Below are 26317 nucleotides of genomic sequence, written 5' to 3' on the forward strand. Positions count from 1 at the left end.
GCCTTCTTTTTATTGAATGATTAATTTAAATTCCCTTTTTCAGCATCTTTTTTCATATCATCGTTCGCATAAATTGCCAACTCAACCCGACGGTTTTTTATACGATTTTCTTCGCTGTCATTCGGGTATTTCGGCTGCGATTCCCCGTACCATTTTGTTTTAAGTCTCGAAGAAGGAATGTTCTCTGTTTCCAAATAGGATGACACCGCTTTGGCACGGCGTTCAGAAAGTTTCATGTTGAGATCATCAGACCCTGTATCGTCTGTATGGCCTTCCAGCAAAATTTGGGTATCCTCATATTTAGCCAGAATCCCTCCTACTTTTTTCAACTCCTGTTTTGCGTCTTCACTTAAATCTGCGGAGTTAATTTTAAATAGCAAACCTGAATTAAATGTCAGGTTGATTCCTTCCCCAACCCTTTCGACAGTTGCATCGGGAATGGCCTGTTTCAACTCCTGCGCCTGCTTATCCATATGCCTGCCAATCAGATAACCGGCCGATCCGCCAACAGCCGCGCCGATCAAAGCCCCGATAGCACTGTTTTTGCCTGTCAACCCGCCGATCGCAGCACCAGCAGCTGCACCGCCGGCAACACCGACTCCGGTTCCTTTTTGCGTATTATTTAAACTCTTGCAGCCTATTAAAAAGGCAAACGCTAGTATTATTATGCTATTTCTTCTCACAATCTTCTTAGTTAAATTCAAAATAATTATTCACAAATCGTACTGGCCAGTAAGTCGAGCTGCAAGTTTCTCAAACCCAGATCAAGTGCTTTTTTCATATCGGCACAAACCATACTTTTTTCCTGCTTTGTCATTCGTCTGGATAATTCTTTAATATCCGTTGTCACATATTTCTGCTGCATTTGTTTCAGTCTTGCTTCTGTTCTGATCTGATAAATTTCAAGATCATTTTTGCCCAGATCCAGCACTTTGTCGTAAGCTACAAATGCATCGTCGTAGTTATTGATTTTGATCATCATATCCCCCTTTTGAATAAAGAAAGCGGGATTTTCGGGATCAAGTTCAATCGCCTTTGTCAAGTTGGTATCTGCTTCGGCCAGCATGTTAAGCTGAAAATCCAAATGTGAAAGCTGCGCATACATCTTTGCACGCGCCTTGATATCTTTATTCTTTTTTGTCAGATCTGTTATTTTTACGATATCCGCCTTTGCATCTTCGGTCCGGCCTAATTTGTTGTAGGCATAACTTCTTGCATAATAAGCCATCACATTCTTTTCCTTACCGACTTTGATCGCGTTATTGGCTGACGATACAGCATTATCATATTGCTTTAATCCATTTGAGGCAATGGCAAGCCCAATATTTCCTTCTTCTTTTGCATCCTTGGCCGAGCAGTCTTTCAACACTTTCGTAAACGTATCCAACGCTTCCTGATATTGTCCCTGATCATTTTGCTTGTTGCCCGCCTGAACCTGCTTGAAACATTTGTTAGACATCGTGATCAGCTGCTGCGCCTGGGAGGATAATGGAGCCATCGCAGCAAAAAGAATAAAGGTTTTTATTTTAGTTGTCATATTGATGAATAAATAAGTTACTTAACCACTCAACCTTTCCACTTCATATAAGCGGGGTTTTTGGCTTGTCGTATATACACTAAAAATAGAGTGCCTGAGTGATATTTCAGAAGCCGGCATATTTAAAATTTGTGATTCAAAGAAAATTTAAAATCTCTCTGATATTTTCCACACTCCTGAAATTGGCGTTTTCTATGGTGTGATCAATCTGTTCATGCACCCAGGTAATGTGGTATGGCACGTGAACACCAAGTCCTCCAATATTTAATACCGGTAATATATCAGATTTCAGGGAGTTACCTACCATCAGAAGATTTTCCGGGAGAATATCCAGATGCTTGATCAGCTTGCGGTAGTTTACCACATCCTTCTCGGACATTATCTCGATATGATGGAAATAATGGCTCAAACCTGACTTCTTCAGTTTTCGTTCCTGATCCAGAAGGTCGCCTTTCGTTGCAACAACCAATCGATATTTGTCTTTCAAGGTAGCCAGAACCTCCTCAACACCATCCAAAAGGTCGATCGGTTCATTGAGCAGATTTTTACCCAAATCAAGGATTTTTTCTATATGGTCCAGACTGATCGTTTTATCTGAGATCTTCAAAGCTGTTTCAATCATCGACAGCATAAAACCTTTCACACCATAGCCATAGAGCGGCAGATTACCTATCTCGATTTTCAGAAGTTCGCGCTCCAAGGCATGCGGCTGTAAATACTCGCTTAACAAATTGCAGAACTCTTCTTCGGTCCGTCTGAAATAGGGTTCATTTACCCACAGCGTGTCATCCGCATCGAAGGCAATCACTTTAATATCCATATTTCTCTTTTTTTGATTGACTCAAAAGTAGGAATTTTTCCAGATCAAAGATCGCTGTCCGGTCCTTGCTTTTTAATCAACCCATCGTAACTTTCCAAAGTCAATAAGTTATCTTACAAAATCATGAAAAAATCCTTTTACCTCATACTGCTTTTATTGTTCGCATCTGCTGCGAGTGCACAAAAAGATCCTCCACGCCTGATTGTCAGAGGCGACGATATGGGTTATTCTCACTCAGGAAACCTGGCACTTATCAAATGTCACAAACAGGGAATTCAAACTTCTATTGAAGTCATTGTTCCTTCTCCATGGTTTCCAGAGGCTGTTAAAATGCTTAATGACAATCCACAGGCGGATGTAGGGATACATCTGGCGATTACAAGTGAATGGGATAACGTCAAATGGCGTCCGCTGACAGACTGCAAGAGCTTGCAGGATACGGATGGATATTTCCTACCGATGATCTATCCAAACAAAAATTACCCGAAAAGATCAATTATTGAAAATGACTGGCAGCTGGCCGATATCGAGAAGGAATTTCGTGCCCAGATTGAAATGGCGTTAAAGAAAATACCCCGAATCAGCCATTTGTCATCACATATGGGATGCACCGGAATTACTGAGGATGTGAAAGCGCTTACCCGAAAACTTGCTGCTGAATATAAAATTCCTGTTCATCCGGAACCAAAAATCGATGGTTACGTAACCTACGACGGTGCCCGCAAAACGTCGGCAGATAAAATCAGCAGTTTCATTAAAATGCTTGAAAAACTGGAAGCGGGAAAAACTTACATTTTTGTTGACCACCCCGGACTTGACGATGCGGAGCTTAAAGCGATTTCCCATATTGGCTATGAAAATGTTGCAGAAGACAGACAGGGCGTCACAGACTTATTTACGAGCGATAAAGTGAAAACAGCGATTAAAGAAAAGGGAATAAAACTTATAAGTTATAATGATTTGACCGACTCAAAACACTGAAGAGAAAGTCTATGCTAAGACAATCGGACTTTCATGAACCTAAAATACGACCGGATATCTTAAGTCAGCCATAGATAAATAAGAACGCATATTGAATTTTAATACAGTTTAATAAGTGGCCGACCAGACCAGGCCGGCCATTTTATCAGATCACTTCCTATTTCATCAGCTTTCTTGTAAGAAATTCTGCAATTGCCTTATCTATTTTTAGCTGATTGGAAAACATCATCCAGTGATGCGAATCATCAGGAATGATCAGCTGTTCAAATACAATACCTTTTTGTTCCAGTCTTCTGGCAAGGTCGACGCTTTGCGAGAAATTCACATTACGGTCATCATCGCCGTGAATGAAAAGTACAGGTGATTTCCAGCTGTTAACATAAGCAATGGGCGACGACTTATAAACGACTTTCGCAGCCAGTGCGGCGTCGGGGGCTGTTTTGTTGCCGTCGTTTACAAATGCCCAGTCATGCACGCCATGAACATCCACGCCTGCGGCAAACAATTTCGAATCTTTTCCGAGCGCAAGTCCGGTAAGATATCCGCCGTAAGAACCTCCGTAAATCCCGATTTTGTCAAAATCCACATCTGCTCTTTTCGCAAGCCATTCTCCCGCTGCTTTAATATCCATATATTCCGAACCGCCGTTGCTTCCTGCATTCGCAGGTTTATGAAATTCATATCCATACCCAATGCCCAGTCTGTAATTCACCGCAAGCACTAAAAATCCCTGATTGGCTAAATACTGATTAATGGCATATGTGTTGGCATAATAATCTCCATAGTGCCAACCGAGCAACATCTGCCTCTGCGGACCTCCGTGAGCAAAAACGATCGCCGGTTTTTTATTAACTGACTTTCCGCCGGCCGGCTCAAACAACTGGGCATAAACAAGCGTTCCGTCAGATGCTTTGAATGTAACCTGTGTCGGCTTCACTAACTTCCCAGCCGGAAAAGCGGCTGAGACCAATGATTTATCCAGAATTTTAACAGATTGCTTTGTATTAAATGGCATCACGGCCACCTGCGGCGGCGACGTTGCCTCCGAACTGATCATGGCAACGGAAGAGCCGTCGCCTGTCATTACCGGAAATGCCTCAATCCCTTCGCCTGGCGTTAGTATCTCCATTTTTGACTGATCAACCGGAACTCGCGCAATATGCCTCCTGTCAATATCTTTGGAATCCGCTCCCGTGTTCGCACTAAAAACCAGCCACTTACCATCATAACTTTTTTCGATATATTCGACCATAAAATTTCCCGGCGTCAGCAGCAACGGCTCCCCGCCACTAGGTTTGATCGAATACAAGTGCGGCCAGCCATCCTGATAGGAAACAAAATTGATCGTTCCCGTCAAAGGCCACATCAGATTAGCTCCTCCATCGGTTGTGGGATAAGAACCACGCAGCGTTTTAGGCGCAGACCAGATCTTTTTCGCCATTCCATCAGAAAAATTTCCGACATAAATAGACCAGGGCATATGCTTTCTTGGCAATATAGAATCCGGAAGCCCTCCCGTGGCAGGGCGGCGTATGAAGGTGATATTTTTTCCATCGGGCGACCACCTAGGTGAATCGTCTTTTGCCATAGACGGAGCAATCCAGTGAATTGAATTTTTATTTTCTGTATAAACACCAATAAAAGAATGATCTCCTCGTGAGGAAACAAAAGCAAGCGAGGATCCATCCGGCGACCATTGAAGTGACCCGCTGCTTCCTTTTGCTTCAAAAAGAGCTTTGGCGGGAGAGGAACCATCCGGATGAACCTGCCAGACCTGACCACCTTTGATAAAGGCGACCAAATCGCTTCTTGGCGAAATAGCAGGATAATCACCTTCTGCCAGAACTTTTACTTTCCCTCCGCTGAAAGGCACCGAAAAGATCTCAACCTTCGGCATATTTAAAAGTGATGCGGGATTAACTGTAACCCCGTTATCCCGGTTGCCACTATGCTCTCCACCACGGACAAAGACAACCCATTTCCCATCGGCAGAGATTGATATACCGGATAATTGCTGGCCTGTATCCTCATCAAAACCTGTAACTTTTCGAGGTTTGAACTCTGGTCCTTCGGCGACATAAATATTTCTTTTACCCTGATCATTGTAAGTCCAGGCGATACGTGAGCCAGTGGCTGCGGAGGTAAGTTCCGAAGCCAGAGGATAACTTAAAATATCTTCCATCGTAAAGCTTCCCTGGGCCTGGGAAATGCGACTGTCCATCAGGAATACAGTCAGTAACAGGAGTACTTTTTTCATAACAAGTCGTTTGTAGGTTTATTGCTTTATAAATTCCATCCCGTCTATAACAAGGCTCTCAACTTTTCCCGAAACATTCAGCTTAAACTGCGCAGTTGCATCGCCATGCCAGGCTTTTTCATACGGACCACGGAATGTGTCATAATGCCAATGAGATAATTTTGTCTTCAGGACGTTGTTAACATTAGCGGACAATATTTTGCCATTTACAGAAATAACAGCTTCGCCGAAAAGCGCGCTCGAATATTCTCCTGCGTATTGATCCAGTGGCAAAGTCGGTGATGTATCTACAACTCGTGCTGATTCAAAACCCTGCTTTTCAGTCTTGCTTTTTAATGCGATATCTGCGTATAACTTTTTGAACTCAGAATTCCAGTCGCGGTTTTCTCCAAGTGCAAAAAAATCAAATGTCTTATAAAGCAAAACATGGCGAACTTCTGCATGATCATAATTCCCGAAGATAAAAACGCCCAGTTTTTCGTCCGGGAGCTGGCCTGTGATCGCTGTCAATCCCGCCAGACTTCCTGTATGAAAATTGATTTTCTTCCCTTTGTAATCATGCTGATACCAGCCCAGACCATAGGTCCTCCAATTAGGTTTGAGCAGCTGCATGGTTGGATATTCACTTTCAGGAAAAAAGGTCTGAGGTTTAAATATTTCCATCCATGTTTCCGGTTTCAGTAACCGTCCGCCTTCATACTTACTGCTATCCAGCATGCAGATAACCCATTTACTAATGTCGTCTGCCGACGACCAGACGGCGCCCGCAGACCCGATCTCACTGTCGGCACCATAATCAATAACCCGGATAGTATCTTTGATTCTGAAGTGCGGCCTGGTCACATTTTCAGTTCGGATAAATTTTCTTTTAGGTGCGGTTTTTATCATGCCAAGCCTGTCGAAAATCCGCTCCTGAATAACTTCCGACCAAAGCTTTCCTGTTAAGCGTTCAATGATTCGTCCTGCCGCAGAATACATGATATTCTGATAAACAAATCCATTTCGAAAAGGGTACGATGGTTTTACAAGCTTCATCCTTTCGAACATTTCATTTACTGAAATACTCATTGCGCCGGTGAAGAAGTCTGTTCCCCCCACACCGGTATCATGGATCAGAAGATCGCGGACAGTCAGCACCTGAGTGACGTAAGGGTCATAGAGTCGAAGCTCGGGAAGATATTTTGACACAGGATCGCTCCATTTTATTTTGCCCTCATCGACGAGCATCCCCAGGAGTGCAACCGTCATCGCTTTGGTGGTTGAGGCGCAGGCAAATAACGTTTGGGTAGTGACCGGCTCTGTCTTTCCCAATTCTCTTACCCCATATCCTTTTTTAAAAATAACCTGATTATCCTTAACTACCGCGATCGAAAGTCCCGGAACTTCCCACTCGTTGCGTACCTTTTCAACATACTGATCGAATTCCCGGATTTGCTTTGCAGTAATTTTTTTCTGCCCGAATGACGTCAGGGCGGCTAGCATAAAAATCAATAACAGAGAAGATTTCATCAGCGCGAAGTGGTTATTTCAGGCGTTTGAAACAAAAAGTAGTCATACACTGCCCTTGTCAAGTGAGCAATCGTTTGTTCCCGTTCAGCAAGTGGCTGAGCTGATGAAGCGACGAAAACCGCTATGGCAATGTGACCCGCTCCGTCTGGCAGTGTGATGATGCCAACATCGTCGGTAGCAGTCGCATTAAGAGATCCTGTTTTGTGAGCAACAACAGTCTCGGCGGGAAGATAACCTTTCAATCTTGCCAACCCTCCCTTGCATCTTTCCATCACAGCCAGCAGAAGGTCTCTGCTTTCCGGTTTCAATGCTTTCCCATTATAAATCTGGGTTAGCAAATTTACCATAGCATCCGGAGTTGAGGTATCACGCGGATCTGTTCGCAGTTTCATTTCGGCAGCCAACCTTGATTCGGGCGTGGTCGTTTTCCATAACGTATCATAAAATCCATGTACCCATAGATTTTCGGAAGGCAATGTCACGCCTTCCAAATCAGCTATTAACTGGATAATGGTCCGGTCAACAGACATTCCGTCAATTCCTAAAATTCTCAACCTTTCCATGACGGCTTTCTGTCCCCCGGCAAGTCTGAGCAAAATATCGGTCGCAGAATTGTCACTGATAGTCATCATCAGTTCCAGTAAATTTTGAACAGAAAGCTGCACGCCGGGTTTTGCAAAAAGCACATCCAATGTTCCACTTCCGGGATGAAGATCAGAGGGCTGCAAGTCCACCATAGTCATCAGGGAAAGTTCGCCTTTTTCGATTTTTGACAGGAGCTGAACAGCGATAGCAATTTTTACAGTACTTGCCATGGGGTATTTTTCATACAGATTCATACTGATCCGTTTGCCTGATTCCAGATGCACCGCACTTATTCCAACTTTTCCTTTCGCAAGTTTAGAAATTCTCTCCAGTTCTTTCTCCACTCTGGGGTTGTTCATCTCCTCTACGGGTTTAACTGTCTGTGTGAAACCCGACTGACTCCAACCTAGCAATCCAGCAATGAAGATTACCCTGCTGATTTTTATAATATGACTTTTCATTATACTGCTATATTTTCAGTCTGCAAACTGGATAGCGCCTGTTCCAGATCAGCGATCAGATCATTTACATTTTCAATACCAACTGAATACCGGATCAAGCTTTCCGGTATACCCAACTGAGCGCGCTGTGCTTCGGTGAGCTCCACATGACTTGTGGTTCGGGGAGGTCCGGCCAGGGTGCTTACCGAACCCAGACTTGCCGCCAGATGCACGAGTTTAAGTTTGGGCAGAAATGATCTTACTGTATCGTAATCGCCTTTTAAAGCAAAACTCAAAACACCCCCAAAGCCAGCCATCTGCTGTTTGGCAATGTCATGTCCGGGATGGGTTTCCAGGCCTGGATAAAACACATCTTCAACCGCCGGATGCGTTTTTAAATGTCTGGCAATTCTTAATGCGGAAGCATTCTGGCGTTCAATTCTAAGTTCAAGTGTTTTCATTCCCCTGGCTATCAGGTATGCCGGATCTGCCTGCAAACTTGCCCCGTTTATTTCACGGAAAGAAAATACCTTTTTAACCAGGTCTGCTTTCCCGCAAAGCAAGCCACCCATCGCATCAGAATGACCACAAAGAAATTTTGTCGCGCTGTGAATAACCAGATCAGCGCCCAGTAAAATTGGATTTTGATTAATTGGTGTAGCAAAAGTGTTATCAACTACCACCACAGCGCCAACCTTGCGTGCGGCACCTGAAAGCCTTTTTATATCGACAATTTTCAGCGTCGGATTGGTAGGCGTTTCCAGATAAACCAGATCGCAGCCTTTCGCTATTTCAGCTTCTATTGCCACATGATCGGTCGTCTCACAAAGCATCACTTCAATCCCGTAGGCAGGAAGAAAATCAAGGAATAACCTGCTGGCTCCCCCATAGGTATCCTTGATTGAAACGACGCGCTTTCCGGGTCCCAGTAAAGCGAACAGCGTATTACTGATCGCTCCCATGCCTGTTGCAAACGAAGTTGCCGCTTCGGCACTTTCCAGAATACGTATTTTTTCTTCAAGAACATGGACAGTCGGATTTGTGTTACGGCTATAGATATACCCGTCTGACTGCCCGGTAGCAACTGCATGCCACTCGTCCAAATCTTCGTAAGAAAAAGCAACACTATTTACAATCGGCGCGGTGACTGCGCCATTTAAAAAACGTCCGGTTTCGCCAGCCCACACGGCGGCTGTACCTTTTTGTATTTCAGGTGAATTCATTAACAGAAGAAAAGAGTGAAAATTTAGGATTTGTGAAAGTTCAATAATGAAAATCTGAACCAAACCTAAATTAGAAACTATGCTTTGCAAAAACAACCGTTAACCAGAAAACAGAGAGCTTGCCTGTAAATAAAAATCCAGGTCCATAACCGCCTTAAACTGGAAAAGAAAAAAATTTCTGGGAGAAGTTTAAATGAATAACCGTTTAATTAAATATTTAAGGTGTACTGGGAAAATTTCAGTTTACTTTTTATTTTTATGTAATTCTGCTCAACATCTTTGGAGTCTTTAATAACGCCGATCCCTGTGCTTCGGCAACACTACCCGCCACACCACTATATAACCTGAACAGTATGAAAGCAGCCGTGTTGGATCAATCCGACTTTTCGATTCGCATCGAACAAATCGCCATACCCGTACCGAAACGGGGTGAAGTTCTCATCAAGATCAAAGCAGCAAGCCTTAACCATCATGAGTTATGGACATTGAAAGAAAAAAAACAGTATGGTGATTTCCGAATTGTTCCCGGGGCAGCCGGAGACGTCGTTGAGCTTGGCGCTGATTGTGACAAAACCTGGCTTGGCAAGAAAGTAGTTATAAACCCTTCTCGAAACTGGGGAAGCAGCAAAAGCGTTTACGGAAGTGATTTTGAAATTCTGGGTTATCCTCACAATGGTACATTTGCAGAATTTGTAGCCATCGAAGAACAATATGTCTATGAAATTCCCTCGCACTTGAGTTATGAAGAAGCTGCTGCGTTACCACTTGCTGGCCTTACGGCATACAGAGCATTGTTTACTAAGGGAGAATTAAATAGAAAGAGCAAGATCCTGATCACAGGGATTGGCGGGGGCGTTGCGCTTTGGGCGCTGTTTTTTGCTTTGAAAATGGACGCGAAAGTATATGTAACCTCCGGAAAGGACGACAAAATAAAACGAGCGCGGCAGGCAGGAGCAAGTGGTGGTGTCAATTATAAAAATGAAAACTGGAAGAATGAACTGGCTGATCAGGCAGATAACTTTGACCTTATCCTTGACGGAGCGGCCGGAGAAGGTTTCGAAATACTGCTGCATCTGGTGAAATCCGGTGGAAGGATTGTCAATTTTGGAAGAACTGCCGGTTTATTTCCGGCGGTTAATCCGAAACTTCTTTTTTCAAAACAGATCACCATTGTAGGAACGACAATGGGAAGCGACGATGAATTTAGAAGTATGTTATATTATATTCTTTATCATAAACTTCGGCCATTGATCGATTCCGTTTATGAACTGGATCAAATTCAAGCTGCCTTCAAACGAATGGAAGATTCTGAACAATTTGGAAAGATTATCTTACGAATATAAAAACCAAAGCGTATCCTTCATCAGGATTCGCTTTGGTTTTATTCATAATTAATTCTCTATCTGGCTACAGCAACTTTTTTCGAACTTACTGTGCCGTCAGTTTTAATGACGTTGATAATATAGTTGCCAATCGTCAAATGGTCCAGATTGATTCCTTCATCCGGCATTTTATTGTATTTTGAAACAACCTGACCAGTCGAATTCGTAACTGTAATAAAATCAATTTCACCTGATTTCAATTTTACGAAAAGTCTCTCTTGTACAGGATTTGGATAAACTGCAATCTGACTTTCTGAACCAAAAGTTAAACTTCTGATACGGCTGTAAGTAAAAGTGCCATCCTGGTCTACCATTTTCAGACGATATAGATTCTCACCGTAAAATGGATTTTTATCTGCGAAGGAATACGTTTTTGTTTTATCGCTTTCGTGGCTCGCGAAAATCGTTCCAATCATGCTCCAGTTTCGGCCGTCGCGGCTTCTCTGAATTTCGAAGAAATCTGAATTTGTTTCGAATGTCGTTGACCAGTTCAGCAGAACGCTGTTTTCAGATTTTGTCGCCTCGAACATTGTGAGGGTAACTGGTAAAGGGTTTTCAAAATTTTTAAAGATATGGACAGCGCCGGCGTTAGGTATGGTATTATCTCCAAAACCATCAGTGCTATCCATGTTAGCTCCCATAACAATATGCCGGTTGCTCATTGAAACCGGCAGGGTTTGCACACCATAGTTAGCATTGTAAAATCCAATCATCTGTACAGTTCCCCAATTTTTTGCACCTCCCTGATTTTGCTTCAACACATATGAATCATTCGAAACGGGTAAATTTGAATTGTTAGCATAATCCGGGATAAAAGTATTGGAACTGATGACCGCAAAACCATTTCCGATTGCAACTGATCCACCAAAATTTTCAGTCACTGTTTGTTGACGAACCTTATCAAAACGCTGCCCGCCTCCTGCAATTTTTTTTTCTAATCCCCAATTGTCTTCACCACCTGTGTTTTTGCTATATATGTAAACAGCAGCATTATAATCAGGTGTTGTTCCCGAAGATCCAACAATTATGTAATCCCGTTCGATCGAAAGCCCTCGTCCGTACCGGTCAAAGGGAGCTCTTTGCGTTCCAACGAGTTTCTTGAGCTCTCCCCAGTTATTAACTCCACCCAGATCTCTTTTAAAAATATATGCAGCACCGGCACCCTCGACTGGGTTTGATTCACTTTCGTCTGTATTGTTTGAGAGTGAACTGACAATTACATAATCACCTGATATAGAAACCACTGAGCCAAAAATATCATTTGCTGTTCTTCTGCTTGCAGTTAATTTTTTTACCAGTCCCCACTGATCTGCTCCTCCTTGGTTTTTATTGAACAAATAGGCAGAGCCTGCTGCATTTAATATGCTACCCTCCTGCGCATCTTCATCGTCTCCAAATGAACCAACAACTAAATTGTCTCCACTAATCCCCACTGAATAGCCAAACCAGTCATCGCGGGTGGGTACAGATGCAACTACTTTTTTTACAAAACCCCAGTTATCTAACCCGCCTTGATCTTTTTTAAAAATATACACAGCGCCTTCACCGTTGTTTTGCCATATTGAACTTACCACGGCGTAATTACCACTAATAGAAACGGCCGCTCCAAAATTGTCGACGCTTTGCCGATCAGGAGCTACAATTTTTTTAACCTGTCTCCAATTTCCAAAATCATCGTAGAGAATGTAGGCAGCACCCGCGTAATCTTTAATAAATTGGCCTGTGGAATCTTTACTTTCTCCCACTGCACCAACTATCGCAAAACTACCGCTTACAGAAACCGAACTTCCATACTTTGAGGCCCTTGCGCCTGTTGATGCTGTAATTTTTTGTATATGGCCCCAATTATTTACGCCTCCGTGATTTTTAGAAAAAAAATGGGCGGCACCTGCAGATTTGACAAAAAACGTATCTTCGCTATCTCTGCTTTCGCCAATTGCACCAACAATAATATTCTCGCCGTCCACTGCAACAGCTGATCCAAATTTATCGTCTGATCTTCTCACTGGATTGGTAATCTTTTTTAAAATCCCCCAATTGTTATATGAATAAAGATCCTTCTCAAAAATGAAAGCGGACCCAGCCTTTGGACTGCTGTTGTCTAATTCCTCGTAGAATGCTCCTACAACAGCCGTTTGTCCGTTTATAGAAACGAAGCGTCCAAATTCATTATACTCAGGATATTCGGGACCGAGTCTTCTGACCTGGCCCCAGTTATTGGTTGCTCCCCAATTTCGTTCGAAGATGTACGCGGCTCCTGCCATGAGCAATGCCCCTGTACTATTGTAAATATTTTCTTTATATGCTCCGACAATAGCAAAATTTCCATCCATAGAAACCGAGAAGCCAAAAGACGCTCCGGGCACTCGCGTAGTGGGCTCTAACTTTTTCAACACTCCCCAGTTGTCCTCTCCCCCTAAATTTCTGTTAAAAATGTAGCAAGCACCAGCCTGGCTCATGTTTCCGCCGCTGCCAATATTTTCAGAAGGTGCACCGACAATGAAATAGTCATTACTTATGGAGACAGAATATCCAAACGATGCCTGTTCCGGGCGATTGGGAGCAGTGATCTTTTTGAGGAAACCCCAATTATTGTATCCTCCAACGTTCCTTTTAAAAACATATGCAGCACCGGAATCATTCAGTGGATTTAGGTCCTGTCCATCGTAATTTTCTCCTGGCGCACCGATAAGTAAATAATCACTGCTTATCGATACCGAAATGCCAAATCCATCACCATATCCTTCATGTCTCCCAGGTGCTACGAGCCGCTCTACTTCTCCCCAATTTTCATAGCCTCCTGAATTCTTTTCAAAAATGTAAACGGCACCTGAGCCGTTGAATGGCCCCTCTGTCTCCCCATGGGCGCCTACGACTATATAATCTCCGTTTATGGCCACAGAAGAACCAAAAAAGCTATCGAAAACACGATTACCGGGACTTAACTTTTTAATCTTCTGCCAGGTGTCTCCTACTTTATGAAAAATAAAAGCAGCTCCTGCGTCTCGAACATAATTTTCTCCGGTTGAATCTCTATCCGAAAAATGCGCTCCTACTACCGCATAATCTCCGCTGATAGCAACCGAATTGCCAAACTCGTCTATAACAGTTCTCCCGGATGTAATCTTATCAGCCCGGTCGGAGGCTACCATTTTTATAACTTCGCCCCAGTTCTGGGCGTTCAATGACTGAACGTTTAACAGGATAAATAAAATGGGTAAGTTTTTTTTTAGCAAGAGTAAAAGATTCTTCATTAACGTAGGGTAATTAATTATATAAGTGATTAAACATTCAGCCTTTATGTCAGTTAAGCTAATGCAAGACGAATATAAGGTTTCCAAAAGGTTACTTAAAACAAGTCGCAACCTTCGCATAGACAAAAATGTCAATAAATCACATAAGCATCTTAGAATCAAAATTTAAGAAAAAAATAAAAAGTCCACAAATTTAACGCTCGGGTATACACGTGATATAACAAGGCGAAATTAACGGACCTGAATTTTAGACCAGTATGGTTTGGATTCTGGCTGACTGGCATAGAGAGCCGTCACAGTATAGGATCCCGAGGAAAGGTTGTCCGGCAATTTATACTTGCCGACCGAATAACTTACACCGGCAATAGCCCAGGATATCACTTCCATTTCGGGCGTCAGATTGATCGTAGTTGAACCATTTACAATACGGAGTGTGGGCAATAATCTTAGATCGAATGAAGAAGATGGCAAATTGGCCCCCCAAAGATATTGGACAATTGATGGTTTTGCATAGAATATGTCTCCCTTGTTAAAAATCAACGGCTGCGTGTTTCGCGTGAAAACCAGATTCAGATCACCTTTCCAAATGGTTTCCAACGTGTTAGTCCTTGATGTGGAAAATTCAAAAACGCCCTTCCCCATTTCTTTTCCATTCTCGTAGAACGTAACCAGGTAAGAGCCCTCGGAGAGATCCGTGTTGAATTTGGAAGAAAGATTACCTTTATCCTGATATGCCAAATTAATAATTTTCTGCCCTTGTGAAAAATCGTTTGAAAGACCCGCGGTATAGGCTGCCATAGGATCAAAATAGCCACCAATAACTTTCAAGGTATCAGTTTTGATCAATGTAAACGGCATATTGCTTATAGTAGCCCCGGGAACTCCCCTCTTCAATTGCAAACCATCAAAAATCAGCGGTTCCGAGCCGTCAAAAGTCAGATCCAAACCAACTTTTTCCGAATTAATCAGACTGCTCAGATCCTGGAAATATACATTTTGCAAAACATTCTGAACCGTTCCCTCCACAACTGTATTGGTTGTTCGGTCTACCAATTTGATTATCGCCCGTTTTTGATCCGGTTTTGAAGGAATTGTACCAAGGCCGGAAATGATTTTGAAAGGAAAATAGGAGACCCCTTGCTTAACAGAAATCTCTTTGCTGGCAAGCTCTATTTTCGGAGATCCCTGCGCCTCTACATACACATAATATCGACGCGGAGTTGCGATGCCCTTTTTCTTTAAAACAAGCGTCAAAGGTATGCTGCCCTTGTAAGGAAATTTCAAATCTTTATTGCTCGTTTCCAATGATGCGCTGTCCAGAAGTGAAACATCATCATAAAGTGAAAGTTTAATATTGACCTCATCTGCTGAAAAGCCGGAAGGAAGTTTTACAAGAAAATTCGACGCAAGAGAATCAAATGTTACTGTTTCTGCTTCCGGAACAGTCAGTTTTTTTAAAATTTGATTTTCGTCAACAGGAATTACAATTTCGGGCTGCGGCGTAACTTCCTCTTTGCCAGCGTCTTTTTTGCATTGAAAAAACAAGCCGATCGTTGTTAGTAACGTTAAATATGCTAATTTTTTCATGGCGTGATGAATTTCCGTAATGTAAATTATATTTTATTTGTGATAAATATAACAAAAATTATACCGAAACCAGCGTATACACGACGTATCATTTAAGCGGGTCAGGCAGATTTATTCAATGCAGACACTTTAATTAGTTTTCCTTTTCAAAACAATTCTGTAATAAGGTTTAGGTTTTGAAATCTTAAATTCCTCACCGGAAAACTTTGGATGACTTATTATGATGACACTTTTCAATGGTACGTCATTCAGTTCAAAAACCCCGGCAACATCAGACTTTGAAACATTCGAGGTATTTTTAATTTTTATCAAAGCGCCGGAAATCGCATTCCCTACCTGATCTGTAATTCTCCCTTTGATTAAAACATTTTCTTGCGTCGAAACCGATCTATCTACCAAAGCGGCACAACCGGCATTTCCCGTCGCAGCGGAAAATAGTATAATCGAAGAAGTAAGAGCAGACAACAGAATTTGGGAAGACCATGAGCGAAAAATAAAATTTGAATACATCATTCGGATTCGGATTTAAAGTAATGAGGGATTGACAAAATAATAACGAAGAAAATTGGCATTTAACACATCCGACGATTTTGTATTATTATAGAATGCTGAAAATTATTCAGTGGCAGGTCGGGTTCTCTCTAAAATTTCGGATAATCAGAAAAACGTTAAATCATGTTAAAATACTTGATAATCAAAACTTTCCAAAATTTAAACTGATAAATTGCAGGTAGCCTAAACTTAAAATTACTATGTTCAAAAACTACCTGAAAATTGCGCTGCGAAATCTTCAAAGTCATAAAACCTATGCCATATTAAATTTAGCCGGGTTGACGCTGGGCATTACAGGATCAATTCTGATCTTCATTTTTCTTCAATACCATCTTAGTTTCGAAGGACATCAGCCAAATAAAGACCGTCTGTACCGGGTCGTTCTGGATCTTCACCTGGATGAAGGCGTCGAATATGAGCCCGGATCCTCCATACCGCTGGGACCTGCACTGGCGCAGGATTTTCCACAAATTGAAAAAGCCGGTTTGATAGGAAAAATGCCAAATATAACGGTGTCCGCAGAAAGTAAAATGGGCACAAAACGCTTTCTTGAAAAGACCAATACCGCATATGTCGACAAGAATTATCTGGATTTGTTTGCTTTTGACTGGTTGACCAGCTTCGATCCTGCGTCCATGAGTGAGCCTTCCACCGTAATCGTCAGTGAAAAAATTGCAATGAAATACTTCGGTCAAGAAGCAGCAATTGGTAAGATTTTACGATTAAATAATGAATTAAATCTCAGAATTTCCGGTGTTTTCAAAGAGCCGATCCGCCCGACAGATCTGGGTTACGAGATTTTAATTTCGCTTCCCACATTAAAAATAATTGATCCCGCATATGATCAGGAACAATTCGGCTGGATCAGCAGCCGCAACTTCACGTTTGTCCGTCTGTCGGCCGGAACTGATCCCGTTCAATTGGAAAAACAGATTATGCGCAATAATGCGAAATACTACGGAGCGGAAGCAAAATATTACCGGCACAAACTGCAACCGCTTTCTGACATGCACTTTGATGAGCGATATGACGGAAAAACCAGAAAATCGACCCTGTGGATTTTGGGCGGAGTCGGCGTGTTTTTATTACTAATTGCCAGTATCAATTTTATAAATCTGGCAACCGCGCAAGCATTGAAGCGTGCAAAGGAAATTGGCGTCAGAAAAGTTTTAGGCAGTACACAAAGGCAACTTTTCTGGCAATTTATGAATGAAAGTGCGATGATTACCCTAAGTTCTTCCATTCTCTCTTTGATTTTTGCCGCAGTACTCACTCGGTTCATGAATAATCTAACGCAAACTGCTGCTTTTCGTGTTGAAGACCTGTTTCAGTGGCAGCTTATGTTATTTTGGTGTTTTTCCATTTTGATTATCATCCCTCTCGCAGGATTTTATCCGTCCGTTATCATTTCCGGTTTTAATCCTGTCAATGCATTAAAAGGAAAACTTGACAACCGCCAGGTCGGCGGACTTGGATTACGTCGCTCACTCATTACTGTTCAGCTCATCGTTGCTCAATTATTGGTAACCGGAACATTGGTTTTACTTCTCCAGCTTCGATTTTTTAAAAACGCAGATCTTGGTTTTGATCAAAAAGCTATTCTCACGCTTTCGCTGCCCAAACAGGACGCGACTCACAAATTAAGCCAATCACTGAAAAATGAGCTTTTAAAACTTTCGGACATAAGCTCAGTTAGTTACCAATTCGAGGCGCCGACTTCCGCCATGGGGTATGGGGGTTCGGTCCGTTTCGACAACCGTTCTGAATGGGAGAAGTTTGTCATTCGTGACAGGTTCGCAGATGAAAATTATTTGGAAACTTACAGAATGCCGCTTCTTGCCGGCAGAAGTTTTTTGGACAAAGATTCTTTAACCGAGTTCGTTATTAATGAGGAACTGATGCGGCGGTTTGGCATTCACGATCCAGGCAAGATTTTGGGGAAACAAATGGAAGATGGCAATTCCGGTTTTAAAGGGGAGATTGTGGGTGTTGTCAAAAGTTTTCACTTGAAATCATTGCAGGATGCGATCGAGCCGTGCGCAATTTTTTCAAATCCCAAACTATATAAAGAGACCGCAATCAAAGTTGATACCAGAAACCTGCAGCGGACACTTGAAAATATTCAAAATATCTGGTCAAAAGTTTATCCGAACGATGTTTTCGAATACCAGTTTGTTGATGAAAAAATCACGAAATTATACCAGAAGGAAGAAATACTGACTAATCTTATTCAAACCTTTGCGGCTATCGCCGTTGTAATCTGCGCACTTGGTTTATACGGCATGGTGTCATTCATGGTCTCGCAGCGAATGAAAGAAATTGGCGTCCGTAAAGTTCTAGGGGCAGGAATTGACAATATTATTATGCTTTTTGGCAAAGAATTTCTGATGTTAACAGCGCTTTCTTTTATTCTATCTATGCCGTTTGCCTGGTATCTGATGGCTAACTGGCTAAACAATTTTGCTTACCGGATAAATCTTGACTGGTGGATTTTAGTATCTGGCGGAATCATTATTTTACTGATTACTTTGCTTACCGTGGGATACAAAGTAATTTCCGCCGCTTTAATAAATCCTGTTCAGATTTTAAAAGCTGACTAGTCAGCGGCATATTACGAGTAAGATTCTATCCGTTATCAAATAAATCTGCCGACCAGTTCTTAATTTGATAACGGATCTTTATTTACATCCCGGATAACTCTGTTAGTGTCCACGCCTTGTTACGCCCGACGGTTTGGTCCCGAACTGCTTTAACATCCGCAGGTCTGATGGGTGGAGCATTCACGAATTCATGGCGAACATAGCTCAGCACTGACGCAATCCACTGATCGTCGTTATCGCCCATTGCCGGCATTTCACTCGGATAAGTCTCCCCATCGATCGGGCCCGAAAGTCCGTGTAGCAGAATACGAAGTGCCATATCTTTCCCTTTGCCAAGGCGTTTTGAACCTACCAAAGGTGGCGCAGTTTTACTCAGAAGACCTTTCCCATCGACACCGTGACAGGCAGTACAAAGCGATTTATAAATAACAGACCCATTTAGAATTAAATTGCGGTCCGATTCTTCCAGCCTTCCCAGACGCAGTCCGAATTTCTTGGAATCCTCGTTTTTGTCAATACTTTTTTGCGCCCTGGCTAACACTTCATTTCCATTTGAACTAGCCAAAATCTCCTTAATCAGCGATTTGGCTTGCGGAGATTTGCTATACGACAAGGATAGTATCAGCTGCATTTTCACATCATTAGCTGCATCGGTTTTCAGTGCAGCCAGCTGATCAATAATTTCCTCATCGTTTTGTTTTAAGTAAGGTTCGCTAAGCCTGATTGCTGCTTTTCTGACTTCCCCGTCCTGATCTTTGAAAGATTTCTGTATTAGATTTTTGTCTAATGCATCCAGACCTTCCAATGTCCAGAGTGCATGCAGACGTGCAATCGCAGAATTAGCCTTGACATAAGGATTCATAGTTCCGGCAGAAACGGCTTTTAACCCTTCAATCACGGATTTATCGTTCCGAAGAATGAGCTCCTTTTGTGCATTATCGCGCCACCAGCCATTTGGGTGGCCAAGGTAAGAGACCAGCTTTTTGGACGATTCATCCAGCAGTTTGGGTTTGGGGCCAGGTTTCATTCCATCGGAAACCAACCGGTAAATTCTGCCATGCTGGATATTTTTATCCAACCCATACCGCTTTATCTGAGGTCGCAGATAACTATTGGGACCTGTCCAGTTTCCTTCCTGAATGATACCACGGTGCATATCTACCAGATAAAGATTTCCATCAGGACCGGTATACATATTAACCACCCGGAAATTCATGTCCGTAGAAGCTATAAATTCTTCTTTTTGATAAGCATTTTCAAGCGTTATTTTCCCGTCCTTACTACTCACTTTGGCTCGTCGGATCAGCCTTCCCACTGGCTCACTGATCAACAGATCTCCCTGTAAATCTTTCGGCAGGCGGTCACCTCGAAAAACAACCTGCCCGCAACTTGCCGTAAAATGATTAAGTGTTGTATCCGCTCTAAGACGTTTAAGGCCACCTTGCACGTCGGGCGTTTTGATTATCGGCCAGACTTCATTAAATTCTTTTGTATACTGATCGTTAAATTCTAATCGTCCATAAACCGGGTTGATCTGAAAACCGAGCGCAGGAACTTCTCCTCCCGCTGAAGAAAAAAACAGACGTCCAAAATCATCATGGGTTAGTCCCCATTGTCCGTTCGAACCGCTTGGAATAGAATCCGGTTTCAAAATTCCGTTTTTATAACGAAAACGGACAGGATCAACGGTCGTGTAAATCCAGTTATCTACATTCCAGTCTAATCCGCTCCGCTGATGTTCAAGATTTCCCGGTGCCTTTTTATCGGGTGTGTAAACCGGCCGCTTCTCATCCGCCGTTCCATCAGCATTGGTATCCTTATATGCGTAGATATTGTAAGTATCAGTCTCGTTTACAAGTAGTTCATGGCCCACACACAGGATCATTCTAGGAAGCAGCATCTTGTCAATAAAAACCGAACTTTTGTCCATTTTCCCATCGTTGTTGGTATCTTCCAAAAGCATGACTCTGCTGGTAGGCTCATGCTCTCCGGTACCTTCAACGTCCTGCATGTAGGTATTGAGTTCAGCTACATACATACGCGCATTCCCGTCCCACGCAATCGCGACGGGTTCGTGAATCATAGGCTCACTGGCAACCAGTTCAAGATGATATCCTTTAGGCAGACGGAACGTTTTCAGACTTTGCTCCGGCGTCAGATAAGCAGGCGAAGGATCAGCCGTAAAGGCAGGAACAGCCTCGACGGAAGCTGCCGTTGTCCTTAAGGTATGATCTGTTGTTTTTTGCTTTGAAACCTGGCAGGTGAAGGTTACAAAACCAGTCAGGATGCTAACGATAAGAATTTTCTTGTTCATGGTGAATAATTTTCCGTTAAGGATCAAAGCGTAAACGTGTAGGTTCTGCCGGGCTTGGTTTGAAAATCATAGAGCCGGGTTTCCTTAACGGGTAATTTACCCATAGTTGCTGCAGAAGAAATAATCGGTTTTAAAACTTCCTCCGTCTGATAAAAATCATTGACATTTTCACCCTGAGCCTCTTTTAAATCAACGTCCTTTCCCGCCAGAACATTGGGAATGCGCAGCCGGCAATTCCCTCCCAGATTGGATTTTATCACCAATTTTGAAACTTTGCCTTCTTTCCATTCCAACGAAACGATATCAAATCCACCCCGCGCACGAAGGCCGTTTATGCTTCCATTTTTCCAACCGTCCGGGAGCGCTGGCAAAAGCTGGATCGCACCGTCGTGACTTTGCATAAGCATTTCTGCGATACCGGCAGTGCAACCGAAATTTCCGTCAATCTGGAAAGGTGGATGCGCATCAAAAAGATTCGTATAGGTGCCGCCTCCACCTTTTTTACCAGCAATATTGACAGGAGAAAGTTGGTCGGTAATCAATTTATATGCCCGGTTTCCGTCCTGAAGTCTAGCCCACCAGTTTACTTTCCAACCCATGGACCAACCTGTTGAAACATCTCCCCGATGTTCCAGAGAAGTTCGCGCGGCACTGAATAGTTCGGGGGTACGGTAAGCAGAAAGCTGATGAGAAGGAAACAGGCCATAAAGATGCGAGATATGGCGGTGCTTATCCTCGGGATTATCAAGGTCCTGCAGCCACTCCTGCAGCTGGCCAAATTTACCGATCTGCATCGGTGCCAGGCGGGATCTTTTCTCTTTCAATATTTTCACAAATTCCTGATCGGTCCCCAATGCTTCAGCAGCTCGGAGTGTACTGGTGAAAATGTCAAAAACTATCTGATTATCCATGGTATGCCCCGCGCCAATCGTAATCTCCGGCCGGGAGGCAGGGGCATTTTCTGGTGACATACTCGGCACAACCACCAACCATTTATTTGAAGGTTCTTCGACAAGAAAATCAACAAAAAACTGAGCTGCACCCTTCAACGCCGGATAAACAGATTTCAGATAAACCTTGTCTCCCGAATAACTGTATTTTTCCCAAACGTGCTGACTTAACCAGGCACCTCCCATAGGCCACATTGCATAAAAGATCGGATCAACCGGACCTGTAATTCGCCATAAGTCCGTGTTATGGTGCGCTACCCATCCCTTGGCTCCGTACATGTTTTTCGCGGTTTGCTGCCCGGTTAACGAAAGCTCTTTGATCATTTGTATCAAAGGATCATGCATTTCCGTGAGATTCGTTACCTCCGCGGGCCAGTAATTCATTTCTGTATTGATGTTAATCGTATACTTACTTCCCCAAGGCGGACTCATTTGTTGGTTCCAGATCCCCTGTAAATTAGCGGCCTGTCCGACCGGCAAGCCGTTTTGAGCAGGCTGAGAGGCTGAGATCAAAAGATATCTGCCAAACTGAAAATAAAGTGAAACCAGGGCAGGGTCATTTCCCGAAGCAAATTTTGCAATCCTTTCGTCAGTGGGCAGGCTGGCTGCTTCCGAAGTTCCGAGATCTATCTTAACCCGATTAAAATATTTTTGATATGCTGCAACATTATCTTTCAAAAGACTGGCAAAAGATTTTTTCACTGCCTTGTTCAGATATTGATCAGCTTTTGCCTGAGGATCTGCGGTCAAGGTTTTGTAGTCGACAAAATTAGTACCAATTGAAACCAGCAAAGTTACCGCACTTGCATTTTCAACGGCAACCGAAGTGTCACCAGAAGCTATCTTACCGCCTTCATTCAGTAATTTTACATGCGCATTAAAAGCGACCTGCCCCTTGATACCCTCCTTATCTCCGCTGATTCCGGAAAACATCAATTTACCACTTTTATCAGCCATAGTTTTTCCTTTCTGCGGGCTGCTCAGAGAAGCCGTAAAACTAATTTTTCCGGGTTTATCAGCCGTCAAACGAACCGCGATAACCTGATCCGGCACCGAAGCAATTACCTGGCGGGTGTATTTTACACCATCGACTGTGTAGGAGGTTGTTGTTACGGCCTTTTCAATATCAAGTTCACGATAATAATTTGTAAAGGAATCGTGGTTTGCAAACCTTAAATTCAAATTCCCTACAGGCTGATACATCATGCCGTTGGTTGTTTTTGATTCGATTTTTTGGGAGGCCAATTTCTGCGCTTCCGCATGTTTGCCTTCAAAAATTAATTTCCTGATCTCAGGCAGAGCTGCCAGCGCATCGGGATTATCATTCCGGTTTGGCCCACCAGCCCACACAGATGTTTCATTCAGTTTTAAAATCTCCTGCTCAGGATTTCCATATACCATCGCACCAAGACGGCCATTGCCTACGGGCAAGGCATCTGTCCAGGTATTTCCGGCAGGTTTATTATACCAGAGTTTGAGAGAGCCAGGCTGCTGGGCAAAGGTAGGAATTGATAAAAAAACGAGGATAAAAAATGAAAAAGTCTTTTTCATGAAAATAAATTTAGAGCGACATGTACAGAAGCCTGGACGACGTTCGCTCTAATGATTATTAATTATAAAAGTTTAGGAATAGTCAGGCATTGTACCGCAGAGCACGGTCGTGAAGCATGAAATTATTTTGCCAATATTAAGGCAGAAACATTAACAAAACGCTTAATAAAAGATTAACGACGCGCCAAAAACTATTTTTTGTTACACATTTGACTCAAATAATTCCAAATATTTAATAAAATTATAGCTAAGTTTTCAGGTAGTTTAATCGACTGATAGCAAGCTAAGCAAACGAATGTTAGTCAACTTGGCTTTGAGAATTAGTCTTCATGTTTAAGAACATATCGTCCTCTGGCTTTACCTTGCAAGAGCTCTTCCAGTTTTTGCGGCAGCTGATCAAGCCCAATTTCCTGAACCATTTCATCAAGACGAAAAGGCTTCCAATCCGACGCAAGTAAAGCCCAAACCTTTTTGCGCCAATTGATATCCGCTTGCGCTGAATCAATTCCAGCCAGCGTTGCACCTCGCAGAATAAATGGGAAAACAGTAGTATTTAAATCAGCCGAAGCAACATTCCCGCAGCAGGTAACCATGCCGTTTTGCTTTACTGACTTTAACATTCCGGATAAGATAGAACCTCCGACATTGTCAATTCCAGCAGAAAAATCAGCAGGAGAAAGTGGTTTGGAATTGTATTTTTCTAAAAATTCCTCACGATCCAGAATCGAGCTGGCACCAAGAACCGACCTCAAAAAGTGATTCTCTTTTTTGCCCGATATTGCCGTAACCTCAAATCCCAGTTTTGACATGATCGCAGTGGCCATACTGCCTACTCCACCTGTTGCTCCACTGATTACAATCGTTCCCGAATTGATACCGGCACTAACAATTTTGTCAACAGAAAGCCCGGCGGTCAGACCGGCAGTCCCTAAACTCATCGACTCTTTCAGGTTAAGACCATCTGGTAACCGTATCGCCCATTGAGAAGGCACGCGGATATAACCTCCGAAGCCCCCCCATGTGTTCATGCCCAGATCAAAACCGGTCACTATAACTTGATCGCCTTCTGTAAAACCGGATGACTTCGAAGCCACAACGATTCCTGCGGCATCAATACCGGGGACGTGCGGAAACCTTCTGGTAACCCCTTTGTTACCGGAAGCTGAAAGCGCATCTTTGTAATTGAGCGAAGAATAATTCACTTTGATCAGAAGATCATCACCGGGCAGATCTGCGAGGTTTAATATTTTTACTTCGCTTGAAAATATGCCATCCTGCTGACTTACCAGCAATCCATTAAATTCTTGTTCCATAACTTTTTTATTAAAAATACTTCTACTTTCTTAGGTTTACAAGAACGGATAATAGTTTCAGTAACGGACATTTTGTGTGGTAATATTATTTGATCAACTTAATAAATACTTAACTTGATCAAATAATTTTACTCCTAGACTTAACAGCTTTTATGATCAGAAATTATTTTACTGCTTTCCTGCTGATTCCTTTTTTTACTTTTGGTCAGCCGCAGAAAACGCCGGTAACATCAAATGCCACGCCTGCCAAAATTCAACTCGAAATTGACAATCTGATCCGTCCTGCCATGCAGGAATTTAACATTCCTGGTATCGCAGTAGCGGTCACAATAAATGGCGAACATTACTTTTACAACTACGGTGTCGCTTCCAAAGAAACCGGGCAACCTGTGACCAATGAAACGATTTTTGAGATTGGATCGATTAGCAAAACTTTTACCGCGACCATGGCGTCCTACGCGCAGGTCAGTGGAAAACTATCGTTTTCTGAAAATATCAGCAAATATTTACCCGCACTAAGAGGAAGCGCTTTCGACAAAATAACGGTATTAAATGCGGCAACGCACACCACTGGAGGCCTTCCGTTGCAATTTCCTGATGAAATAATGGACAACCGGCAGGCTACTAAATATTTTAAGACATGGAAGCCCAAATTTGAAGCCGGGACACACCGCTCCTATTCAAATCCGGGAACAGGATTATTAGGCATGGCAGCTGCCGCAAGTTTAGATGATCCTTTCGAAAAAATAATGGAAAAAACAATATTTCCCGCACTTGGGATGTCGCATAGTTACATCAATGTACCGAAAGCGCAGTTAAAAAAGTATGCATATGGATATTCCAAAACAGACGAAGCCGTTCGCGTGAATCCGGGGCCACTAGCTTCCGAAGCTTACGGTGTAAAATCTACAAGCGAGGATATGATCCGTTATGTTGATGCTAATTTGCAAATTCTGAAACTGGATAAAAAGATTGAAACCGCCATTCAAAATACGCACGTGGCTTATTTCAAAATTGGAGAAATGACGCAGGATCTGATTTGGGAGCAATATCCATACCCGGTGGAAGTCAAACAATTGCTTGCGGGCAATTCAAATACAATTATTTTCGAGCATAACCCTGCGGAGAAAATCGATTCGCCAAAACCGGATCTCAACGTTCTGATCAATAAAACGGGATCAACAAATGGATTTGGCGGCTATGTGGCATTTGTTCCTGCACGAAAAATTGGCATTGTTATTCTTGCGAATAAAAATTATCCGATCACAGCCAGAGTAACTATCGCGCAACAGATATTGAACCAGCTTGACAGGTATGCGCCTCTGAAAACGAGTAAGTAAAATGGCGGAAATACATCAGATAATTATGATCTGTCCGTCGGCTATTTTCTCAATTTGATAAGAGAAAAACGGAAATGGGGATATCTGCAGTTGGAAAAACCAAGAGATAAAAAAGCATTCAG

Annotated in this window: 17 protein-coding genes; 4 read left to right on the plus strand and 13 right to left on the minus strand. The window is 42.7% G+C overall.

The genetic code is table 11. From position 1 onward, the window contains the following. Positions 1–20 precede the first annotated feature (20 nt). The 3 genes from BMY70_RS23210 to BMY70_RS23220 form a co-directional block, all read right to left on the minus strand. The gene (locus tag BMY70_RS23210) at positions 21–683 is read right to left on the minus strand and encodes a YiaD family glycine zipper/OmpA-like lipoprotein (RefSeq protein ID WP_090338745.1); all 663 of its coding nucleotides are present in this window, start codon (positions 681–683) and stop codon (positions 21–23) included. A gap of 26 nt (positions 684–709) precedes the next feature. Further along, positions 710–1537, minus strand: coding sequence for a tetratricopeptide repeat protein (locus BMY70_RS23215; protein WP_090338747.1), 828 nt, complete (start codon positions 1535–1537; stop codon positions 710–712). 136 nt (positions 1538–1673) lie between these two features. After that, positions 1674–2357 (minus strand): HAD family hydrolase, encoded by a 684-nt coding sequence (locus BMY70_RS23220; RefSeq protein WP_090338749.1) that lies wholly within the window; start codon positions 2355–2357, stop codon positions 1674–1676. Between the two features lie 123 nt (positions 2358–2480). Here BMY70_RS23220 and BMY70_RS23225 point away from each other — a divergent pair, with 123 nt between their 5' ends. Further along, positions 2481–3338 carry a polysaccharide deacetylase family protein gene (locus tag BMY70_RS23225; protein WP_090338751.1) on the plus strand — a complete coding sequence of 286 codons (858 nt, stop codon included), beginning with the start codon at positions 2481–2483 and terminating at the stop codon, positions 3336–3338. Between the two features lie 157 nt (positions 3339–3495). Here the strand turns inward: BMY70_RS23225 and BMY70_RS23230 are convergent, their stop codons facing one another. Genes BMY70_RS23230 through BMY70_RS23245 form a run of 4 tightly spaced genes read right to left on the minus strand, consistent with a single transcriptional unit; the run spans position 3496 to position 9352 of the window. Then, on the minus strand, positions 3496–5595 hold the full coding sequence (locus tag BMY70_RS23230; protein WP_090338753.1) for a S9 family peptidase: 2100 nt from the start codon (positions 5593–5595) through the stop codon (positions 3496–3498). Between the two features lie 18 nt (positions 5596–5613). Continuing rightward, the gene (locus BMY70_RS23235) at positions 5614–7104 is read right to left on the minus strand and encodes a serine hydrolase (RefSeq protein ID WP_090338755.1); all 1491 of its coding nucleotides are present in this window, start codon (positions 7102–7104) and stop codon (positions 5614–5616) included. Continuing rightward, positions 7104–8150 carry a class A beta-lactamase gene (bla, locus tag BMY70_RS23240; protein WP_090338757.1) on the minus strand — a complete coding sequence of 349 codons (1047 nt, stop codon included), beginning with the start codon at positions 8148–8150 and terminating at the stop codon, positions 7104–7106. The genes BMY70_RS23235 and bla overlap by 1 nt, the downstream gene beginning before the upstream one ends. After that, on the minus strand, positions 8150–9352 hold the full coding sequence (locus BMY70_RS23245) for a cystathionine gamma-synthase family protein (RefSeq protein ID WP_090338759.1): 1203 nt from the start codon (positions 9350–9352) through the stop codon (positions 8150–8152). Before BMY70_RS23245 ends, bla begins: the two co-directional genes overlap by 1 nt. 353 nt (positions 9353–9705) lie before the next feature. Between BMY70_RS23245 and BMY70_RS23250 the strand changes: the two genes are divergently transcribed. After that, positions 9706–10695: a zinc-binding dehydrogenase gene (locus BMY70_RS23250; protein ID WP_090338762.1), complete on the plus strand. Its 990-nt coding sequence runs from the start codon at positions 9706–9708 to the stop codon at positions 10693–10695. Positions 10696–10751: 56 nt separating this feature from the next. Here the strand turns inward: BMY70_RS23250 and BMY70_RS23255 are convergent, their stop codons facing one another. The 3 genes from BMY70_RS23255 to BMY70_RS23265 all read right to left on the minus strand — a co-directional run bounded on the left by BMY70_RS23255 (position 10752) and on the right by BMY70_RS23265 (position 16088). Then, positions 10752–13988 (minus strand): T9SS type A sorting domain-containing protein, encoded by a 3237-nt coding sequence (locus BMY70_RS23255; protein WP_177197121.1) that lies wholly within the window; start codon positions 13986–13988, stop codon positions 10752–10754. A 231-nt stretch (positions 13989–14219) separates the two neighbouring features. Then, positions 14220–15575, minus strand: coding sequence for a hypothetical protein (locus BMY70_RS23260; protein ID WP_090338766.1), 1356 nt, complete (start codon positions 15573–15575; stop codon positions 14220–14222). Between the two features lie 129 nt (positions 15576–15704). Then, the gene (locus BMY70_RS23265) at positions 15705–16088 is read right to left on the minus strand and encodes a carboxypeptidase-like regulatory domain-containing protein (protein WP_143072153.1); all 384 of its coding nucleotides are present in this window, start codon (positions 16086–16088) and stop codon (positions 15705–15707) included. A gap of 239 nt (positions 16089–16327) precedes the next feature. Between BMY70_RS23265 and BMY70_RS23270 the strand changes: the two genes are divergently transcribed. Then, the gene (locus BMY70_RS23270) at positions 16328–18727 is read left to right on the plus strand and encodes an FtsX-like permease family protein (RefSeq protein ID WP_090338770.1); all 2400 of its coding nucleotides are present in this window, start codon (positions 16328–16330) and stop codon (positions 18725–18727) included. Between the two features lie 82 nt (positions 18728–18809). On the opposite strand, the gene BMY70_RS23275 is transcribed toward BMY70_RS23270, so the two are convergent. The 3 genes from BMY70_RS23275 to BMY70_RS23285 all read right to left on the minus strand — a co-directional run bounded on the left by BMY70_RS23275 (position 18810) and on the right by BMY70_RS23285 (position 24855). Next, a complete protein-coding gene (locus BMY70_RS23275) occupies positions 18810–21041 on the minus strand; it encodes a DUF7133 domain-containing protein (protein WP_090338871.1) in 2232 nt (743 codons plus the stop codon). A 23-nt stretch (positions 21042–21064) separates the two neighbouring features. Next, a complete protein-coding gene (locus tag BMY70_RS23280) occupies positions 21065–23542 on the minus strand; it encodes a glycoside hydrolase family 95 protein (RefSeq protein WP_090338772.1) in 2478 nt (825 codons plus the stop codon). Between the two features lie 320 nt (positions 23543–23862). Next, entirely contained in the window at positions 23863–24855 is a 993-nt protein-coding gene (locus BMY70_RS23285; RefSeq protein WP_090338774.1) for a YhdH/YhfP family quinone oxidoreductase, read from the minus strand. Positions 24856–25007: 152 nt separating this feature from the next. Between BMY70_RS23285 and ampC the strand changes: the two genes are divergently transcribed. After that, a complete protein-coding gene (ampC, locus tag BMY70_RS23290) occupies positions 25008–26195 on the plus strand; it encodes a class C beta-lactamase (RefSeq protein ID WP_090338776.1) in 1188 nt (395 codons plus the stop codon). Positions 26196–26317: the final 122 nt, after the last annotated feature.

Origin of the sequence: Dyadobacter koreensis (genome assembly GCF_900108855.1) — a bacterium.
Lineage (GTDB): Bacteria > Bacteroidota > Bacteroidia > Cytophagales > Spirosomataceae > Dyadobacter > Dyadobacter koreensis.

What these genes read in the sequence shown, in the direction of transcription:
- BMY70_RS23215 (WP_090338747.1), bottom strand. Translation starts at nt 1,537, where the DNA reads ATGACAACTAAAATAAAAACCTTTATTCTTTTTGCTGCGATGGCTCCA.
- BMY70_RS23220 (WP_090338749.1), bottom strand. Translation starts at nt 2,357, where the DNA reads ATGGATATTAAAGTGATTGCCTTCGATGCGGATGACACGCTGTGGGTA.
- BMY70_RS23225 (WP_090338751.1), top strand. Translation starts at nt 2,481, where the DNA reads ATGAAAAAATCCTTTTACCTCATACTGCTTTTATTGTTCGCATCTGCT.
- BMY70_RS23230 (WP_090338753.1), bottom strand. Translation starts at nt 5,595, where the DNA reads ATGAAAAAAGTACTCCTGTTACTGACTGTATTCCTGATGGACAGTCGC.
- BMY70_RS23235 (WP_090338755.1), bottom strand. Translation starts at nt 7,104, where the DNA reads ATGAAATCTTCTCTGTTATTGATTTTTATGCTAGCCGCCCTGACGTCA.
- bla (WP_090338757.1), bottom strand. Translation starts at nt 8,150, where the DNA reads ATGAAAAGTCATATTATAAAAATCAGCAGGGTAATCTTCATTGCTGGA.
- BMY70_RS23245 (WP_090338759.1), bottom strand. Translation starts at nt 9,352, where the DNA reads ATGAATTCACCTGAAATACAAAAAGGTACAGCCGCCGTGTGGGCTGGC.
- BMY70_RS23250 (WP_090338762.1), top strand. Translation starts at nt 9,706, where the DNA reads ATGAAAGCAGCCGTGTTGGATCAATCCGACTTTTCGATTCGCATCGAA.
- BMY70_RS23255 (WP_177197121.1), bottom strand. Translation starts at nt 13,988, where the DNA reads ATGAAGAATCTTTTACTCTTGCTAAAAAAAAACTTACCCATTTTATTT.
- BMY70_RS23260 (WP_090338766.1), bottom strand. Translation starts at nt 15,575, where the DNA reads ATGAAAAAATTAGCATATTTAACGTTACTAACAACGATCGGCTTGTTT.
- BMY70_RS23265 (WP_143072153.1), bottom strand. Translation starts at nt 16,088, where the DNA reads ATGATGTATTCAAATTTTATTTTTCGCTCATGGTCTTCCCAAATTCTG.
- BMY70_RS23270 (WP_090338770.1), top strand. Translation starts at nt 16,328, where the DNA reads ATGTTCAAAAACTACCTGAAAATTGCGCTGCGAAATCTTCAAAGTCAT.
- BMY70_RS23275 (WP_090338871.1), bottom strand. Translation starts at nt 21,041, where the DNA reads ATGAACAAGAAAATTCTTATCGTTAGCATCCTGACTGGTTTTGTAACC.
- BMY70_RS23280 (WP_090338772.1), bottom strand. Translation starts at nt 23,542, where the DNA reads ATGAAAAAGACTTTTTCATTTTTTATCCTCGTTTTTTTATCAATTCCT.
- BMY70_RS23285 (WP_090338774.1), bottom strand. Translation starts at nt 24,855, where the DNA reads ATGGAACAAGAATTTAATGGATTGCTGGTAAGTCAGCAGGATGGCATA.
- ampC (WP_090338776.1), top strand. Translation starts at nt 25,008, where the DNA reads ATGATCAGAAATTATTTTACTGCTTTCCTGCTGATTCCTTTTTTTACT.